The sequence below is a fragment of the uncultured Anaerococcus sp. genome, from assembly GCF_963510575.1.
Lineage (GTDB): Bacteria > Bacillota > Clostridia > Tissierellales > Peptoniphilaceae > Anaerococcus.
On sequence record NZ_CAUPFR010000027.1, the window covers coordinates 1 to 16829 of the forward strand.

Annotated in this window: 17 protein-coding genes; all 17 read right to left on the reverse strand. The window is 31.7% G+C overall.

All coding sequences use genetic code 11. From position 1 onward, the window contains the following. Positions 1-87 precede the first annotated feature (87 nt). On the reverse strand, positions 88-918 hold the full coding sequence (locus tag RQ907_RS03350; protein ID WP_311491992.1) for a PHP domain-containing protein: 831 nt from the start codon (positions 916-918) through the stop codon (positions 88-90). A 68-nt stretch (positions 919-986) separates the two neighbouring features. Next, positions 987-1226, reverse strand: a complete 240-nt coding sequence (locus RQ907_RS03355) for a Veg family protein (RefSeq protein WP_004828169.1) — start codon at positions 1224-1226, stop codon at positions 987-989. Positions 1227-1373: 147 nt separating this feature from the next. After that, positions 1374-2762, reverse strand: coding sequence for an aminopeptidase (locus RQ907_RS03360; protein WP_311491993.1), 1389 nt, complete (start codon positions 2760-2762; stop codon positions 1374-1376). A 157-nt stretch (positions 2763-2919) separates the two neighbouring features. Further along, a complete protein-coding gene (locus RQ907_RS03365; protein WP_311491994.1) occupies positions 2920-3117 on the reverse strand; it encodes a hypothetical protein in 198 nt (65 codons plus the stop codon). Between the two features lie 55 nt (positions 3118-3172). Next, a complete protein-coding gene (locus RQ907_RS03370) occupies positions 3173-3712 on the reverse strand; it encodes a hypothetical protein (protein ID WP_311491995.1) in 540 nt (179 codons plus the stop codon). Between the two features lie 32 nt (positions 3713-3744). Beyond that, the gene (locus RQ907_RS03375; RefSeq protein ID WP_311491996.1) at positions 3745-4824 is read right to left on the reverse strand and encodes a hypothetical protein; all 1080 of its coding nucleotides are present in this window, start codon (positions 4822-4824) and stop codon (positions 3745-3747) included. A 135-nt stretch (positions 4825-4959) separates the two neighbouring features. Further along, positions 4960-5388 (reverse strand): hypothetical protein, encoded by a 429-nt coding sequence (locus tag RQ907_RS03380; protein WP_311491997.1) that lies wholly within the window; start codon positions 5386-5388, stop codon positions 4960-4962. Beyond that, entirely contained in the window at positions 5375-5950 is a 576-nt protein-coding gene (locus tag RQ907_RS03385; protein WP_311491998.1) for a hypothetical protein, read from the reverse strand. Before RQ907_RS03385 ends, RQ907_RS03380 begins: the two co-directional genes overlap by 14 nt. 192 nt (positions 5951-6142) lie before the next feature. Further along, positions 6143-6616 (reverse strand): hypothetical protein, encoded by a 474-nt coding sequence (locus RQ907_RS03390; protein WP_311491999.1) that lies wholly within the window; start codon positions 6614-6616, stop codon positions 6143-6145. Positions 6617-7579: 963 nt separating this feature from the next. Beyond that, positions 7580-8056 carry a hypothetical protein gene (locus tag RQ907_RS03395; protein WP_311492000.1) on the reverse strand — a complete coding sequence of 159 codons (477 nt, stop codon included), beginning with the start codon at positions 8054-8056 and terminating at the stop codon, positions 7580-7582. After that, entirely contained in the window at positions 8046-8669 is a 624-nt protein-coding gene (locus RQ907_RS03400) for an ABC transporter ATP-binding protein (RefSeq protein WP_004828146.1), read from the reverse strand. Before RQ907_RS03400 ends, RQ907_RS03395 begins: the two co-directional genes overlap by 11 nt. Next, on the reverse strand, positions 8666-10612 hold the full coding sequence (locus RQ907_RS03405) for a hypothetical protein (protein WP_311492001.1): 1947 nt from the start codon (positions 10610-10612) through the stop codon (positions 8666-8668). Before RQ907_RS03405 ends, RQ907_RS03400 begins: the two co-directional genes overlap by 4 nt. Positions 10613-10819: 207 nt before the next feature. After that, positions 10820-11920, reverse strand: a complete 1101-nt coding sequence (locus RQ907_RS03410) for a hypothetical protein (protein ID WP_004828140.1) — start codon at positions 11918-11920, stop codon at positions 10820-10822. Positions 11921-12046: 126 nt separating this feature from the next. Continuing rightward, complete coding sequence (locus RQ907_RS03415) at positions 12047-13405, reverse strand: M56 family metallopeptidase (protein ID WP_311492002.1); 1359 nt, start codon at positions 13403-13405, stop codon at positions 12047-12049. Then, positions 13386-13802, reverse strand: coding sequence for a BlaI/MecI/CopY family transcriptional regulator (locus RQ907_RS03420; protein WP_311492003.1), 417 nt, complete (start codon positions 13800-13802; stop codon positions 13386-13388). The genes RQ907_RS03415 and RQ907_RS03420 overlap by 20 nt, the downstream gene beginning before the upstream one ends. Positions 13803-14097: 295 nt before the next feature. Continuing rightward, positions 14098-15945: a molecular chaperone HtpG gene (htpG, locus tag RQ907_RS03425; protein WP_311492004.1), complete on the reverse strand. Its 1848-nt coding sequence runs from the start codon at positions 15943-15945 to the stop codon at positions 14098-14100. Between the two features lie 91 nt (positions 15946-16036). Next, on the reverse strand, positions 16037-16687 hold the full coding sequence (locus tag RQ907_RS03430; protein WP_311492005.1) for a hemolysin III family protein: 651 nt from the start codon (positions 16685-16687) through the stop codon (positions 16037-16039). Positions 16688-16829 lie beyond the last annotated feature (142 nt).

The window sequence follows — 16829 nt, forward strand, 5'->3', positions numbered from 1 at the left end:
GGATGTTTAGTTTCCTCGTCTTTTTTCTATATTAGGACTTTTGCAACAGCCCCTTCTATTTATAAAATTTTAGGCAAAGCAACTTAACTAATTATTTCCTCTAAATCCATCCTCTAGGGCTCTAAATTCATCCTCGCTTAGGCCGTAATCTCCAAGTTCAAAACGGCCTAGCCTGTGAAAATCAGATCCACCTGACATTAATAGATCGAGTTTATTAGCAAAAGCTTTTGCCCTCTCAAAATCTCCGTCCTTCATCCTGGAGTGATTTATTTCCATAGCTCTTAATCCTATTTCCTTATATTTTTCAATCTCATCCCAGTTGTCATATTCTTGAGGATGGGCAAGGATTGAAAGACCACCGTCAGCATTTACAGCCTCTATTGCGTCTTTTACTGGAATATAACCCATGGTACTGGCAAGGGAATCAGTGGTTTTTTCATGGAAAATATCCTTAAAACCGACTCCTTCCATCCTTTCCGGATATTTTGCCTTCATGGCCCAAAAAATATCAGACTTATAAATTATAGAATTTTTTGCAAAAGTTTTTAAATAATCGTAATCAAGTTCAAAACCATCTTTGGCAAGTTTTGGCAAAAGCGAAAGGTGGTAGGCTTCTCTTTTTGTATTAGTGATTGCATTTAATTTATCAATTTCCGGTGTAGATTCTGGCAAAAATAGACCTACTATGTGGACTTTTTTGTGAGAATCAAAGTCGTAGGCAGATATTTCAAGGCCCTTTATTAGCCTGATATCAAAGTCTTTGCCGATTTCCTTAATTTTATCAAAATGGTCTGCCCTATCGTGGTCGGTTATGGCCATGGTTTTGATTCCTGCTCCCACAGCCATTTCTATTACTTCTTTTATATCGTAGTCCCCATCTGAATATGAGGTGTGCATGTGTAAATCTGCGTATTTCATACTACCTTCCTAAAAATTTCTATATAAAAAACAAAAAAGAGACTGTTTTTCCCAACAGTCCCGTATTTTTATTTGTCTGTAGTCAACTTTACTTGAGATGTGAGTATATCTGAATAAGTGTAAGATATAGTTCTTTCTACATCAAACTCATTGTTGACCTTAACTGTAAACACACTTGGAAATGCATCCACAATGACACCTGTCTTAGTTTTAACTCTCTTCCTGCCCATATCGGCTTTAAGGATAACTTCCTTGCCCACCGAATTTTCTACTTCTTTTCTAATATCGTGAACTGATCTTTGTGCCATTTAATCATCCTTCCATTTGATACTTGTATCATTATACTTCCAGATAATACTTTAGTCAAGAAAAACTATTATTATACACTAGCTAAAACGAATGTCAAATATTTTTTTAGTTTTTTAATTCCTAGTAAATGCGTATAATTCAATATCTTAAATGTATTTAAAGAATGCTAGATATGCCTTGTAAGTTTGGTAAAGGTCGGCTTTAGAAATTACTTCTAGAGGGGCGTGCATGGATACCACTGGAGTACCGCAGTCAACAACGCTCATGCCGTATTCTGCGAGAATATAGGCGATTGTTCCACCGCCACCTTGATCGATTTTACCAAGCTCGCCTGTTTGACAAATTGCATTTTCTTTTGCATAGGCAAGCATTACTTCAGATAAATATTCTCCATCAGCGTCGTTTGACCAACCTTTTCCACGTGAGCCTGTATATTTTGTAAGAGCTACACCGTGGCCAAGCTTGGCTGTATTCATTGGTTCTGTTGCATCAAGATAACCCGCATCTTCTGCAAGGGTTACGTCAGCAGAAAGTACCTTAGAAGATCTCAAAGCTCTCTTTAGGCTAACAATATTGCCTTTGCCTTGGGCATTTAAGATTTCAAGGACCATATCTTCGAAAAATTGGCTGGTCATACCTGTTGCGCCAACAGATCCGATTTCTTCCTTGTCAACATATAGGCCTACTAGAGTTTTTTCTGGTATATTTTCTCCCGCTTCAAGGATTGCCTTAAGAGAAGCAAAAGAGCATACCTTATCGTCGTGGCCATAAGCCATAATCATAGACCTATCAAAACCAACGTCACGAGCCTTGGTGGCTGGCACTACGTTTAGTTCTGCAACCATAAAGTCATCTTCTTCAAGGCCATAGGTTTCCTTTAGGTATTTTAAAACATTTTTCTTGATAGGATTTTCTTTTTCATCCTTAAGAGGAATTGATCCTACCATGATGTTGAGTTTTTCACCTTCTATAACTTCGCCAGCCTTTTTTTGGTTAAGGTCGGCTGAAAGGTGGACTAAAAGTTCAGAAATGAAAAATACTGGGTCATCTTCCTTTTCACCAATTGAAATTTCAACTTTTTTGCCATCTTTTGTAAAGGCAACACCCACAAGGCTCAAAGGAATATTTGTCCATTGGTATTTTTTGATACCTCCATAATAGTGAGTTTTTAAATAAGCTGCGTGGCTTTCTTCGAAAAGTGGAACTGGCTTTAGGTCAAGTCTTGGGCTATCAAGGTGAGAACCAACAATGGTCATACCCTCTTCAAGGTCCTTAGATCCAAGGACAAATAAAGCCACAGCCTTATTTCTATTAATAGCATAGGCCTTAGCCCCAGCTTTGGCTTCGCCTGCTGCAATTAGATCTTCAAGTGGCCTAAAACCAGCCTCTTCTGCTCTTTTTATAATTTCCTTAACAGCCATTCTTTCTGTCTTAGACTTATCCATAAAGCCAAGATAATCCTTAGAAAAAACGTCCAAATCTTTTAATTCTGCCTCAGTCAATTCAAGCCAGGCAGATTTTCTAATATCTTCCATACTTCCTCCAATAAAAAAGGGAAAATCTTCCCTCGATATTTCTTATATGATTACTATACTGGATTCTAAGTGATTTTTATAGCAATATAAAAACGATTAAGATCCTATTCCTAATCGTTTTTCAAAATTTTTTATTTTATCCTTTATAGGGCAAAACCTACTCGCCTTTGTTTTTATATTCTACAGCAAAAAATAAGATTGCTATGGCTATCAGGGTAATTGATAGGGGCAAAGTCTTAGCCATCAATACCCCTTCAATATAGTGGCCAAAAACACATTCTTTAATGACATATATGCTAATTAAGGCAAAAAGTATTCCAAGACATGTTTTACAGATATTATAAATATTTTTCATAAGTCATCTCCTTTTCAAATTTTTCTTCTCCGCTCGCCTTTTTATTAAAAATTTACTAATAACTTACTTTTATTTTTAAGAGATAGTCTGCTTTTTTATCCTTAAATAACTTATCCACTTCATCCACATTCGCCCATTTTAGTAAAATTTCTGGACTTTCTTCTCTAGCAACATTAAGCACAAATTTTTGCACAGCTGCTGATGGGCCTTCGACCATATTCTCATTTTTTATTGGAAAATCAGTCATAATATATGAAATTAAATTCAAATTTTCTTTTTCATCAAGGCTCCAATAATTAATAGGAAGACGTTGAGGAAGAACAATCTCAACAATATCGCTATCCCCATCCATCTTAACTTCTATTTCAGAACCCATATGTGATTCTCCTACAAGATCTATAGGATAAGCTTTGTTGTTTATCATTACCACATTGTTTTGTGGATATCCCTTATCATCCAAAGGAAATTCCACTTCTTTGTTCTCTGATACAGGCTCTTTGCTACAACTTGTCAGTAAAAACATAACAGAAAGCAAAAAGGAACCGATCAAAATAGTCAAAACTTTCTTAAAACTCAAAGACTTAGTATAATTCATAAAATCCACCTTCCTTAATTTTTTCAACCACCCTACTTAACAGGATAAAAAATTATATTGTCATAATTTTTATTTCTAATTAAGATCGGTGTTTCAAGGCTTTCTCCACTATTAAGATTGTATTTCGTAATATTTCCGAGGTTAATTTTTCCTTTTTCCTTTGTTGGATTTTCAGTTCTTGAATAAACATATAGGTTTTCATCATCTATAATGTAACTTTCCACATATTTGTCATTTGAAAGAGAATATAGATTGGTTAATTCATTATTAGAACTTATCTTGCAAATCTTATTATCAAATATGCCGTAAAGGTCTTCTTTAAATGCGAAAATACCGTCAATTAAATCATCAAATTCTAACTCATTGATTTTTTTCAAAGTATTTTTATCAAGCACATCTATTTTTCTTGCCTCGTTATCCATATTAGCAGACTGACAATATATCTTATCCTCTATAATCACACCTTTCTCATATCGACTATCTTTAGATATTATATTCTCATTTATTTCACCATTGCTACAGTCATAAGAGATTATCTTGCTGGACCAGAGATCTTTATCCGCTTGTAAGAAAGAACCCACTATATAAATTTTATCACCAGAAAATATCGCATCTGATGCATAAATATCTAAAATCTTTTTCTCTTTCACATTTCCTTCTATATCCTGAATTACCAACAAATTCTGGTAAGTATTATCAGCAAGGTTGCCATTCATTATGGCTATAACATTTTCTCCATCTGATGTAAGAGCCGTTACCCCCGAATAATTCGGATTATCTAGCAAGGAAAACTCTTTTACCTTCCCATCCTTATCAATAATTAGGTTGTTGTTCGCCCTATGCCCACCTGCAATAAAATTCTTATCTTGGTAAAAAAACTTAGTAACATCTTGGATTTTTAATTTTTCTTCGCTGGTAATTCCCCCATCAATATCAAGTCCAGTAAGACCTCCGGATTTTTTCAACATATCTGAATTAACTATATAATAAGCCGTTTCTTTGTTTGAAAGCTTTTCATTTTTAGTCGTATAGAAAACAACCCCAATTATTGTGGCGATTAGAGCTATAATAACAAACGTTTTCTTCATATCAATTCTATTTTCTTTCTTCATCTCTTACACCTTATCGCTTTGTTTTCTTATCTTTTAATATCAAAATATTTCCTTATTTAAAGTTCTTCTTATTATAATAATTATATCACGAAAATTTGCTTTATAAGATGTTTTCTTGAATTCGTATAATCAATTTTAATTTTTTATTATATTTTTAATTTTCTCAGTAACATCACTTTCTATAATGTATGTCTTAACTATTTTGCCATTTTCATAAGATTCTATATAAGTATTATCATTTTCTGTATAAATCAACAACTTAGTTTTACCATCACTTACAAATTTAATAAATTTCATTGGTTCTATCTTTAACCAATTATCTTTTTTTAACTCTTTAATATCATTTGCAATCAAAAAATCAGACAGGTCTTTTTTTATTTCTTTTGTAAACTTTACTTTTTTATAGGCATCTCCTTCACAAAACTCTATTTCATAATAATTTTCCGGTAAAATTTCCCTTATTTTTTTATGGCTCTTGTCATTATTAAAGTATAAAAATATAATAACAACAGCAATAAAAGACATTATTGATATGATTAAAACATTCTTTTTATTTGTAACCATTTAATTTCTCCTCTAATTCCATATCCTCGATATATAGCATAGCCAAGTCTTTATCCGATTTGTTCATTTTATCAAGATTTTTCTTTAAGATTTCAATATTCTTTTCAGTTGTATCTAGTGTCGCTTCATATCCTGGATTTAGTTTCTCATTAATATAGTTAACAACTAGCTCATATCCATCTGGCTCATAAGAAGCCTTGCCATTTTTACTTTTATAATACTCATAATCATCAACAAAATAATCCATTTTATTTAATAAGCTAGAACTTGCCTTCTTAGCGATTTCTTTACTAGAAAGCTCAGGATAAATGTCTTTAAACATATTATATGCATCTATATAATCCTGGGTGTATAGTTTAACTTCATCGCTATTCATGCCAGGTTTTAACTCTAACAAATCTTTATGAAAGCTTTCAATATTATATTCTTTATCAGAATATTCAAGCTCTTTCCATTTATCCTTGTGTATTTCCGAGTCAATCTTTGATGTTGATGAGAATAAATTCCCAATTGTTACTGCCATAACCAGCATAATTATTGAGAAAACAACCTTCTTTTTCATAATTTTATTTCCTCTCCACATGCAAAAATAGTTTAACACACTATATTTTTGAAACTTGAATTTAATTATCTCTAAAGTCAGGTATTTATATTTCCATTCTTATAACTAATTGGGTTTAATAGTTGTAATATTAAACTGTTGATTACAACAAGTAAACTAACATAAAACATAAGTGTTAAATTACTTATATTATTAGTCTCTTTTACTCGCTCCGTAAGCAACTGATGCTGCTGTAAGGATTCCAGCGACACCAGCCACTCCAGCGACACCAGTTTTAGCGTTTTTGCCTGCTTTCCTAGCTGGTTTCTTAGCTTCTTCCTGGTTATCTTCTTGTGCTTTTAAGTCTACAATATCAACTTTTGAAACTTCATTAGCACTGAACACTTTTAAAAGTTGACTTGGAAAATAGTTCACGGCTCGTTGTGCCTCTTTAGGAAGAGAATTATACCAGCTTAACCATTTTATATCTTTATCCGACAATCTAAGTGATTGTAATAGATCATAGTTTACACTTTTTTGTTCCTCTTTACTTAGACCATTAAACCACTCTTGCAATTCTTTAGGGCTAAGTTCTAAATTATTATTTGCTGATGAAGCAAATACATTTGTTGTAATTGTACTTAACAGCATCACTATGGCTACTAATAGAGTAAATCTTTTTTTCATTTCATACCTCCTCATATAATTTTGTTTAACCTTAATATATTTGACATTAAAATCAAATATTATCTATTTTTCCAACTGTTGTTTCTAGCTATATTCTATAATATAGCATCTAAACTAATCGCTATTCTTATACCTCTGAGGATTACTATAGTTCATAAAGTTCACCCCAATTTCATTTATTTGATGTACACATCTTAACACGCAATTATCAACTACAATTTAAACTACTAAAAGTTTACTTTTAATCTAAGTCAAATATTTTATATATACAAACACCTAAATCGTTTTCTATATAGTTAGCAGTTTTTTAGCTCGGAATTGTTTTACCTGTTTCTATTCTATTTATGCTTGTCCTTTAGTAGCTAAGATTTCATCATTTAATTTCAACAAACTTGAAATCAAATTGCAAATCAACAATGCAAGCATACACACAATACCCATATTAAGCATTTACATTCCTATTAGAATAGGTAGAATAATACAAACAATGTCTATAACAACTAATATGACTAAAAATTTAAACCTTATTTTAGCTGAAGATCTAACCAATTTCAATATCGAAAGTAACAACAAACTCATCGTTATAATGATAACAATTAAAGGAAAATGTAATCCATATCCAAATATTGTTGCTGATAGAAAATTATATTTTCTAATTATTATTTCTCCACTTCCTGTTCGAAAAGTCACCCATACATAGTTTCCAACAATGCCTAATATTAATGTTAATATTAAACAAATTATTGAGACAGAAGGTTTAACTAATAACTTTCTCAACATCATATAAATCCTCCTCACATAATTTTATTTGGCCTCAATATCTTAGATATTGAAATCAAATTTAATCTATGTTTCCCACTGTTAAAGCCTCCAAACTCTCTAACAATTATCTATTGCAAGGTTTAATATATTAACTTTAACAATGGCTGCACCTGCCGCGTTAGCAGCTTCACCCGCTGTCTCTTATTTAGATTCTATTTCGTCTAACAAGACCGTCATATACTCTTTTAATTTACCCTCTTTCTTTTCTAACAACTTCAAAGCTATTTCTTCTTCAGGTTCATCAAGAGTACTTTTATCTGCTAGATATCTAAATTGATCATCTACATAAAATGAGTAACTGGTATTATTCTCCTTATTGCATAGTGTTACACCGATTTCAGATTCTTTTTTCATTAGTGTTTTAGGCCAAAAAATTATTTGAACATCTTCTTCATAGTCGCTTATGGCATAGTTCCCAGTAAAGCTTGGATATTGGGGAGGATGATAAGAGATAATATACTCCTCAAATTCTTTATAGTAATTTTTAACACCCAGTTCATAACCGCTTGCTTTTGGGAACTTTGAGTAATTTATATACCACAAGAGATGAAATACCAAAACTATAATTAAGATAGCTGAAATAAATTTAGATAAAACTTTTCTATCTTTACATTTCATTGAGATTCACCCTTTTCTCTACTTTACTCTTTAGATATTCGTCGTGTGTTACAATGATAATTGTCTTTCCAATATCATTTAACTGCTTTAAAATCTCAAATATCTTTTCCGCATTTTTTCTATCTAGAGACCCAGTCGGCTCGTCTGCAAGTATGTATTTGCATTCTTTTAAATACAACCTAGCCATAGCGACCCTCTGTTGTTCACCACCTGATAAAGTATATACCTTACTGTTTTTTTTATCATCTAGACCTACCATTTTTAATGCAGAATCTATACTTACATCCGTACGATCTTCTTTTCTTATAAGCTTTAGATTTTCTTCCACTGTTTTGCTTTCTACTAACACGAAATTCTGAAAGATAAACCCAAGTTTTTTCCTGAATAAATCGAGTTTATCCTTTTTAGTTTCAATTGGTTTTCCTTCAAATAGGATTTCTCCTTCTTGATATGGCTCTAGTTGACCGATCATATTTAATAAGGTAGTTTTCCCTGTCCCACTATCTCCAGAGATACAAAGGAAATCCCCATCATTAATTATTAAATTGAAGTTTTTGAACAGTACATGTTCATCAAAGTTCTTACATAAATTCTTTATCTGTATCACTTTCATTGACCTCCTTTTATTATATGAGCAAGAAGTATCTCTTCTTTACTCTTTACTTGAATCATAGTATAGATTATTTCCAGTGTTATCAATACTATCGCAAGAATCATAAACACTTTAAAGTTAAAGACAGATAGATGTATATAAATAAGACAACTGATCAATAAGCTGATAAGTACAGTCAATGCTTGAGTTAATAAAAATATTTTGTTTTTTTCAAAAATGCTATAGCCAAGAATTGTCTTTAATACAAATTCTTTACGACGCAAAAAGTACTTCATTCTTATTATAAAAGCTAAAATCAAAAAGTTTAAGCCTAAAAATAGCAGGTTCATAAATAATAACATTGTCGTATTACGTCGTATATTATTCAACTCAAATGTAAATACATCATATATGTTTGTTCGTTTTGCTATTTGATTTTCTAGCTGAAACTTCTCAATTAGTTCTTCATATTCTTGACCACTTATATCATAGGGTGTTGAATAGGCATAATAGAGCCTAGCATCCGCATTGCTGATTGAAATCCCCATGTTTCTTGTTTCTAAAATTACTAAAGGAGACTCTAATAGAACACTTCGGAGCAAACTGTTGGTATCATTGATTGCTATAATTTCTATCTTGTCCTTATATTGTACGTAATCAATTTTACTATTGGACGGATAGTATAGCTCTAGAACTCTTTCTATCTCCTCCTTTGTATCATCAGATAATTCAGATTGGTAAAAAACAGCCAAGTCTGTTCCTTCTTTTAAGTCATGGAGAGGTAGATGTATCTCTTGCTCCTCTAATGCTTTTTTATTTACTAATATGGATTCCAGCCCACCTAAATTTCTTGAAAAATTAAACATCAACATTGAACGTTCATAATATTTGTCGTTTAAGTATTTATGAATAAGGGCTGTATCGTCGGTATTATCAATATCTTTCCCCAAGGAATTATCAATTCGGTAATTTAATTGATAGTAGGAATATTCTTTATGATTTTCAAAAAAAGGTTTCTGCTTAGCATAGTCTAATCCGTTTTTTATAATCAATCCATTGCTGTACATTAACTGTATTAAAATCAATAGGACAATAACTCGAACTCCGTATGAAATCTTTACTACAGTATTATTGTTTTCTGCACGAATCCCAGTTTTTTCAATTTTATTTGCTGTTCTTATATAGAGTATTAAGGCCAGCAATAACTGTAAACTATATGCAACAGCTAAATAGTATCTTATGTATTCTAAGTAATAGAATCTCTTTATAAAAAGGTATAAGATAGCTGTAATCATACCCAAAATTAGCTGATCTTTGAAAAATAATTTCAAATTGCTTTTTACTATATCCACACCTTGTATAAGCTTTATATAGTTTTCTTTTTTGCTAATTTGTAGTTCGAATGTAGTTATCAAAATTAGGACAAGATAAACAATTGACAACACGAGAAGAGTTGTGTTTCTCAATGTATTGGATTTTCCATAGTACTTTGGGAATCCTCCCCCGTATTGATCGATAAGTTCTTTTTTAAACTCTCTTGTTTGGGTTAAATCTTCGGCATCATTGGTGAAGAACAATACTTTTAAGGAATCTACATTCTCTAGTTCTTTCCAGTCATGGAATATAACCTCTGCTTCACCTGCTACTAGACTATTATAAGCACCTTTTTTATTAAATGTTTTTTGAAGTTTTTTAAGCCCAATTTCATTACCATAGATATGGTATTCTTTTCGTTTTTCTTTTGGTAACTTGTTTTCTAAAGCAAAAATTCCTAAATTATATTTTTCTGCTGTGTCTACGAAATCTTTTTTTGCAACACTTAAATCCTCTACTTGATTAACAGCAAAAGTACAGTTAATATAATCATTAGAAAAGCTATCTAAATTATAAACATATAATTCTCCTAAAATCAGAAAAGAAATTATGACGCATAAGCTATATACTATAATTTTTATTTTTCTCATGACATCGCTCCCCTTTTATTTTAATCCTTTAAACAAACAATTATTATTACAATTACACTTAGCATTAAGAAAGAATATATATCTAAACTAAATTTCATTATAATAACCTCTTTGATCTACCTTATAATATGTCAACCTTACATAGATTTATCAACTCAAAGTTCAATATTCAATAAAAATTTCATGTCTGAAAATCATCCGTAAATTTTATTTATTATCAATACTAATAAAATCTACTTGTTCTCCCATCCATTCCCTACTTCCATCAAGTTTAATATCTATGTTTCTTATTAGTTTCATATCTTTTTTGTCATATTCTCTTATACAACCAACTTCCACATTATCAAAATCTTCTGATGTATAAAGAACGCTTAGAATATTTTCCTTATCAATAATTTTTCTTAAACCAAGTTTATTGTCTTCTATATCTTTTATTAAATCTGTATCTTCTATTTCTTTTTTATTAACTATTTCTAATTCACTGTTTAAGTCATATATATTTTTATTAGTAATAACTTTTAGATTGTCATTTACAAATACATACAATATATTTTCATTTTTAAATGTAATTTCCTTACTTTCATTAGTATTTGAATCAATCAAATACAAAAGTGATGAACTTCCAATATGTCCATAATCAACCACAGATTCGTTAAACTGGATCATTTGTTTGCCTGGGTCTATATAAGGTTTGTCAAAATTTATTATATTAGACGTCTTTTTTTCTTTATCAATTACAATTATCCTATATTTGGAGGATATTTCGTTATAGGCTTCTAGAAATATTTTTCCATCTACTTCGATTGCATCATCTAAATATTCCCATTTTAATAAAATCTCGTTTCTGACTTTTTCATTACTATAAGCTAAGCTAGTTATATAATAATCTGTATCTATTAGTCCGACATTTATTCCTTCAATCAGACCATCCTTACCCTTTTTGACAAACCATGTAGTTATATTAGGAGAATCAGCATATTCACTTTCTAAAGAGAATTTTTCAAAACCCTTGTCATCATAAATAAAATGCTCATTCGTTCTATACGAGTGCATATATATTTTATTGTCAAAATAATTTAGAGAATTTATACTTGCCCCTTTGTACTTTGCTTGTTCAATGATAGATCCATCCTTATCTATAAATATTAACTCAGCACGATTTTCCAGCATCCTTGATAAGGATAAAACATATTCAATTTTATCTTTGTTTTCTGAAAATTTGAAATTACTTTTCTTACAAGAAGACAGTAATACTAATAGTATCGCTAATGATATTAATCTAATCAACTTATTTTTTCTTATAAACATATAATCCTCCGTAAGAGATTTATTTTGTAATAAATTATAATCTTAAAGCACTACATAAGACCTAAAATTTATCATAGGAAATATTTTAGACAATATTCTTAATATGTTTTTATCTTGATAAGCGTCTTATTTGCTCGCATAAGTATTTATACTTACTTCTCCCAATAATTTTTTATTATACTCATTAGAAACAGTGATAATATAAGCACTTCCCTTTTGTGCCTTAACTTTTAATATTGAATCTGAAGCAAATCTTTTATCATAGATGATTTCCCCATCTTCTTCTATAAATACCTGATATTTAATTCCTCCGGAGCAAGACATATCTTTTAAATTTATGATAAAACCTTCGTTCTTATCATTATTAAGCTCAAACTCATAGGAGGTCTTTTCAAAACTTCCTAGCTTTATTTTTTCATTGACCTTTGCTGGGTCAGATTCTCTTACAGATAGCTTTCCTAATTCTAATTTCTTATAGTCTTGATCACTTATTTTCTGAACCCTATTATCAATATTAACCTCAATATTATTTACAACTTCGCCTTGGGTATCAACCCTATCTTGACTTAGGTCGGTCACATTGGCGAAGGCTGGCAAAGAAAGAGTAAAGGCAAGGATAAAACTTATAAGTCCAAGAAGGGTCTTTTTCCAATTTTTTATAATATTCATTCTTTCTATATTAGGATTTAATTTTAAATATAGGTTGTTTTCATAAAATTCTCTTTCCACTAGCTTTAGCATTGATGAGCAATAAGCTTTCCTATTTTTTCTTGTGTCGCCTAAGTTTTCTACCACTAGCTTATCGCAGTTGATTTCAATGTCCTGGTCTAGGTATTTTAAGCTTAACCATAAGAGTGGGTTGAACCAATATAGGCAGGCTACAATGTTTACCAGGTGGTTAAGTAGAATATGAAATTTCTTTATGTGCATTAATTCATGAATTAAAACGTGGTTTAGTAATTTTTCATCAGCTAAGATATGATCTTGTAAGATTATCTTGGGTTTTAAAATGCCAAAGGTAAGGGGTGTTTTTAAATTGTTATTTATATAAATCTCTACTTTTCTTTTTAGTCCAAATTCTCTTATTTTTTCCTTGCATAAAGTGTTGTAGGTAAGGGTAGACCCTTTCATTACTTTATTGAATCTATAAATTTTCATTCCCAAATAAGTAAAAATCAAAACCGAACCTATTAGACGGTTTAATTTAAAAAATATAGAGCCTATTTTATTTACTAACCATCCTAAGGAAGAATTAAAAAAGTTTGTTATGGCAATTAAGATGCTATTTCCCTTTACACTTTCTATTCCGATTTCAAGTTCGTAGGGACTTATTAAGTAGATTAATAAGACCATCCACAAAATAATGCTTGCTGACCTGAAGGCTTTTTTATTTAAGATTGGTCTAACTAGGAAAATTATAGCTAATAAGAAAAGACTTTTTATAGATTTTTCGAGTATAAAAACACTAGTTAGACTTAGTGTCATTCTTTTCTTCCTCTTGGCATTCCTCTTCATCAAAGCTTGCTATTAATTTTTTCATTTCTTCTATTTCTTCTTTTGTAACTTCTTCATTTTGTAAAAACGTTTTACAAATATTTAAAAGCGATCCCTTAAAAAGTTTGTGAAAGGCTTCTTTTTGCTTGTTTAGTAGGGCATCTTCCCTTGATACAAGGACCCTAATTGTATATTTAGGATATCTCCTGGCTATGGCCCCTTTTTCTACTAATCTTCCAAAAAATGTGTAGCAAGATGTTTTACTTATATTGTGCCTTTCCATCAATATTTTTGATAAGGCTAGGGCTTGGATTTCTCCATTTTCATCTAAGACATCGCCCTTCCATAACTCTTCCATTACTAGTAGTTCACCATCCGAAAACTCCATAAAGTCTACCTCCTTTTATTTTCGTATATTTTCTTATATTTACAAATCGTTGTATTTTCACTTTGAATATATCATAAAATAAAAAAATAGTCAATGTTTTTTATCTAGATAATTTGTCTTACAAAGCAGTTTGCACTTATAGCTCCTTTATTAGCCTAAGATTTACCTTTTATTTATCGACAACAAATAAAAGTTTACAGTAATATGATTAAGACAATTCTCCAGACAGTATCTGGAAAATTGTTTTTAAAAAGGAAAGCACAGATATTCCGCACTTTCCTTTTATAATCATTTATTAAATTAGTTTCCAAATATTCTTAGCATATACCACAGGGTCTTCGATTTCTAGGCCTTCTATGAGCCTTGCTTGATCTAAGAGTAGTCCTGCTATCATTTTTGCTTTGTCTTTGTCTTCCTTGTAGGCTTTTTCTAAGAGGTCGTAAGCCTTGGTTTTTGTTGATATTTCTAGGACTTTTTCTGCCTTGATGCCGAAGGCGCTTGGTTGGTTTTTGAGGGTCTTTTCCATTTCAATTGAGACTTCGCCCCTTTCTTTGATTAGGGATGGGACGTCTTCTAATTTGTCTGTGAAGGTCACGTCTACCACGTCTTCTGGCATGGCTTCTTTGATAAAGGATATGATTTCGCTATCTTCCTTGTCTTCGTCCTTAGATTCATCTTCTGCAGTAATTGATTTAAATTTGAGTCCCTCGTATTCGCCTAGCATCTTGATTAAAAATTCATCTAGGGCCTTATCTAATAAAAGTACATCTTTATCTTCGTCTACCATTTTGAGGGCTGGAGAAGATTTGATTTTTTCAAGGGATTCGCCTGTGCCGTAGTAGATAAATTCAGCTGTTGATGGAGCCTTTTCCTTGTATTCTTTAAGACTTATTAGCTTATCTTCTTTTCTAGAATGGAAGAGAAGTAGGTCTTGTAAATCTTCCTTATTTGCCCCGTAGGATTCGTAGATTGAAACCTTTATAGAGTCGGAAAATTCTTTGTAGAATTTTTCGTAGTCTTCCCTATTTTTCTCCATCATTTCCTTGAGGTGGGCGTTGATTTTTTTGTTAATCTGTTTTGAAATTACTCTTAGTTGCCTATTTTGTTGGAGGGTTTCTCTTGAAATGTTTAGGGTAAGATCATCAGATTCTACCACACCTTTTACAAAGGAATAAGCATCGTCTAGGATTTCATCGCAAGAGTCCATGATTTTTACTCCGTGGGAGTAAAGCTCAAGGCCAATTTGCCTGTCTTTTGAATAATAATCGAAAGGTGCCTTTTCCGGAATGTATAAAAGTGCCCTAAATTCAACCAAGCCCTCTGCCTTGAAATGTACCCATGAAAGTGGCTTATCAAAGCCAAAGTGACTTTCTTGGTAGAAATTTATATAATCTTCGTCTGTGAGGTTCTTTTTGTCTTCCTTCCAGATTGGTTTGTCAGAATTGAGGACGGTCATATCCCTGTAATCTTCGTATTCTGGCTTATCTTCAGGAGAACCTTCCTTAATCCTGGTCTTAGTAATTTCCATCTTGATTGGGTACCTGATATAGTTTGAATACTTACGGATTAGACCTCTGATTGTGTTTTGGTCTAAATATATATCGTAATTTTCGTCTTCTGTATTTTCTCTCAAATAAAGAATTACATCAGTACCTGTGCTAGCCTTAGATGCTTCCTTGATAGTAAAGCCGTCTGCATCCTCGCTTTCCCAGATATAGGCCTTTTTTGATCCGTGTTTTTTGGATAAAACTTGGATTTTTTCTGCAACCATAAAGGCAGAATAAAAACCAACACCAAATTGACCGATTAAGTCCTTGATGTCTGATGAATCTACAGACTTCTTAAAGGCTTCGGTTCCAGATTTGGCAATGGTACCGAGGTTACTTTGCAAGTCTTCCTCATCCATTCCGATTCCTGTATCCCTGATTGTAAGAGTTCTTTCTTCCTTATTTGGAATGATTTCTATAAAATAATCGTCCTTGTTTGTTGTTTTATCGGACTTTAAATCTTCATAATATAACTTATCCAAAGCATCAGATGCATTTGAAATAAGCTCTCTTAAAAATATTTCCTTATTTGTATAAATTGAATGAATCATAAGATCCATTACTTTTTTGGCTTCAGCCTTAAATTCTTGTTTCATATCTAATCCTCCTTGAGAATTTTTGCCAAAATAAATTAGCAGTCTATGTCTTTGACTGCTAATATTATACTTATATTAATTTTTCTTGCAATTATCCCAGATATTTTATATTGCCATAAAGCATGACAAAGGCTGCAACCAGGATAAAAATATGCCAGATGGCGTGGTTATAAGGAATTTTTTTGATTCCGTAAAAAACTGCACCTATTGTGTAAAATAAACCACCAAGGACCAAAAACAAAATGTAAGAAATCCCAATGTGCTTATAAATTTGATATAAAAGCAAAATTGAAATCCATCCCATGGCCATGTAGATTATCATTGAAGCCTTTCCTATCTTATCTTCCTTGCCTGTTGCAAAGGCGATTATGTTCATAGAAATCCCTGTGATAGCCAATATCCAAATAATTACAAAAATTATTATTGAGAAGGTTGACTTTATACCAATTAAGATAACCGGTGTGTATGATCCTGCGATTGTAAGGTAAATTACTCCGTGGTCTATTGCCCTAAAAATCGTGCGTGCAAGAGGATTTGTCATCGAATGGTAGAGACTCGATGATAAAAACATAAGGGCAATGGCAATAAAATACATAAGCCATGCCAAGAAAGCCACTACGTCTCCCCCCTTGTAGGTTGAAATTACAATAGGGGTGAAAAATACCAGGGTCAAGATAAAGCCCAAAAGGTGGGTGGCTATGTTTAAAAATTCTTCAGACTTAGAATACTTAATTATTTTCATTCCTAAGCTCCTTAATAAGTTTCACAATTTCCCTTTGGAGCCTTAACCTATTTTCTATATCACTTTCCTCTTGCTTTTTGAGTCTATTTTTTGTGATTGCTCCACAAATAAACAAGGCAAGTATAAATATAATTACCAGACT

Bases quoted from the DNA above. Each gene is read 5' to 3' on its own strand.
- RQ907_RS03350 (WP_311491992.1), bottom strand. From the start codon at position 918: ATGAAATACGCAGATTTACACATGCACACCTCATATTCAGATGGGGAC.
- RQ907_RS03355 (WP_004828169.1), bottom strand. From the start codon at position 1,226: ATGGCACAAAGATCAGTTCACGATATTAGAAAAGAAGTAGAAAATTCG.
- RQ907_RS03360 (WP_311491993.1), bottom strand. From the start codon at position 2,762: ATGGAAGATATTAGAAAATCTGCCTGGCTTGAATTGACTGAGGCAGAA.
- RQ907_RS03365 (WP_311491994.1), bottom strand. From the start codon at position 3,117: ATGAAAAATATTTATAATATCTGTAAAACATGTCTTGGAATACTTTTT.
- RQ907_RS03370 (WP_311491995.1), bottom strand. From the start codon at position 3,712: ATGAATTATACTAAGTCTTTGAGTTTTAAGAAAGTTTTGACTATTTTG.
- RQ907_RS03375 (WP_311491996.1), bottom strand. From the start codon at position 4,824: ATGAAGAAAGAAAATAGAATTGATATGAAGAAAACGTTTGTTATTATA.
- RQ907_RS03380 (WP_311491997.1), bottom strand. From the start codon at position 5,388: ATGGTTACAAATAAAAAGAATGTTTTAATCATATCAATAATGTCTTTT.
- RQ907_RS03385 (WP_311491998.1), bottom strand. From the start codon at position 5,950: ATGAAAAAGAAGGTTGTTTTCTCAATAATTATGCTGGTTATGGCAGTA.
- RQ907_RS03390 (WP_311491999.1), bottom strand. From the start codon at position 6,616: ATGAAAAAAAGATTTACTCTATTAGTAGCCATAGTGATGCTGTTAAGT.
- RQ907_RS03395 (WP_311492000.1), bottom strand. From the start codon at position 8,056: ATGAAATGTAAAGATAGAAAAGTTTTATCTAAATTTATTTCAGCTATC.
- RQ907_RS03400 (WP_004828146.1), bottom strand. From the start codon at position 8,669: ATGAAAGTGATACAGATAAAGAATTTATGTAAGAACTTTGATGAACAT.
- RQ907_RS03405 (WP_311492001.1), bottom strand. From the start codon at position 10,612: ATGAGAAAAATAAAAATTATAGTATATAGCTTATGCGTCATAATTTCT.
- RQ907_RS03410 (WP_004828140.1), bottom strand. From the start codon at position 11,920: ATGTTTATAAGAAAAAATAAGTTGATTAGATTAATATCATTAGCGATA.
- RQ907_RS03415 (WP_311492002.1), bottom strand. From the start codon at position 13,405: ATGACACTAAGTCTAACTAGTGTTTTTATACTCGAAAAATCTATAAAA.
- RQ907_RS03420 (WP_311492003.1), bottom strand. From the start codon at position 13,802: ATGGAGTTTTCGGATGGTGAACTACTAGTAATGGAAGAGTTATGGAAG.
- htpG (WP_311492004.1), bottom strand. From the start codon at position 15,945: ATGAAACAAGAATTTAAGGCTGAAGCCAAAAAAGTAATGGATCTTATG.
- RQ907_RS03430 (WP_311492005.1), bottom strand. From the start codon at position 16,687: ATGAAAATAATTAAGTATTCTAAGTCTGAAGAATTTTTAAACATAGCC.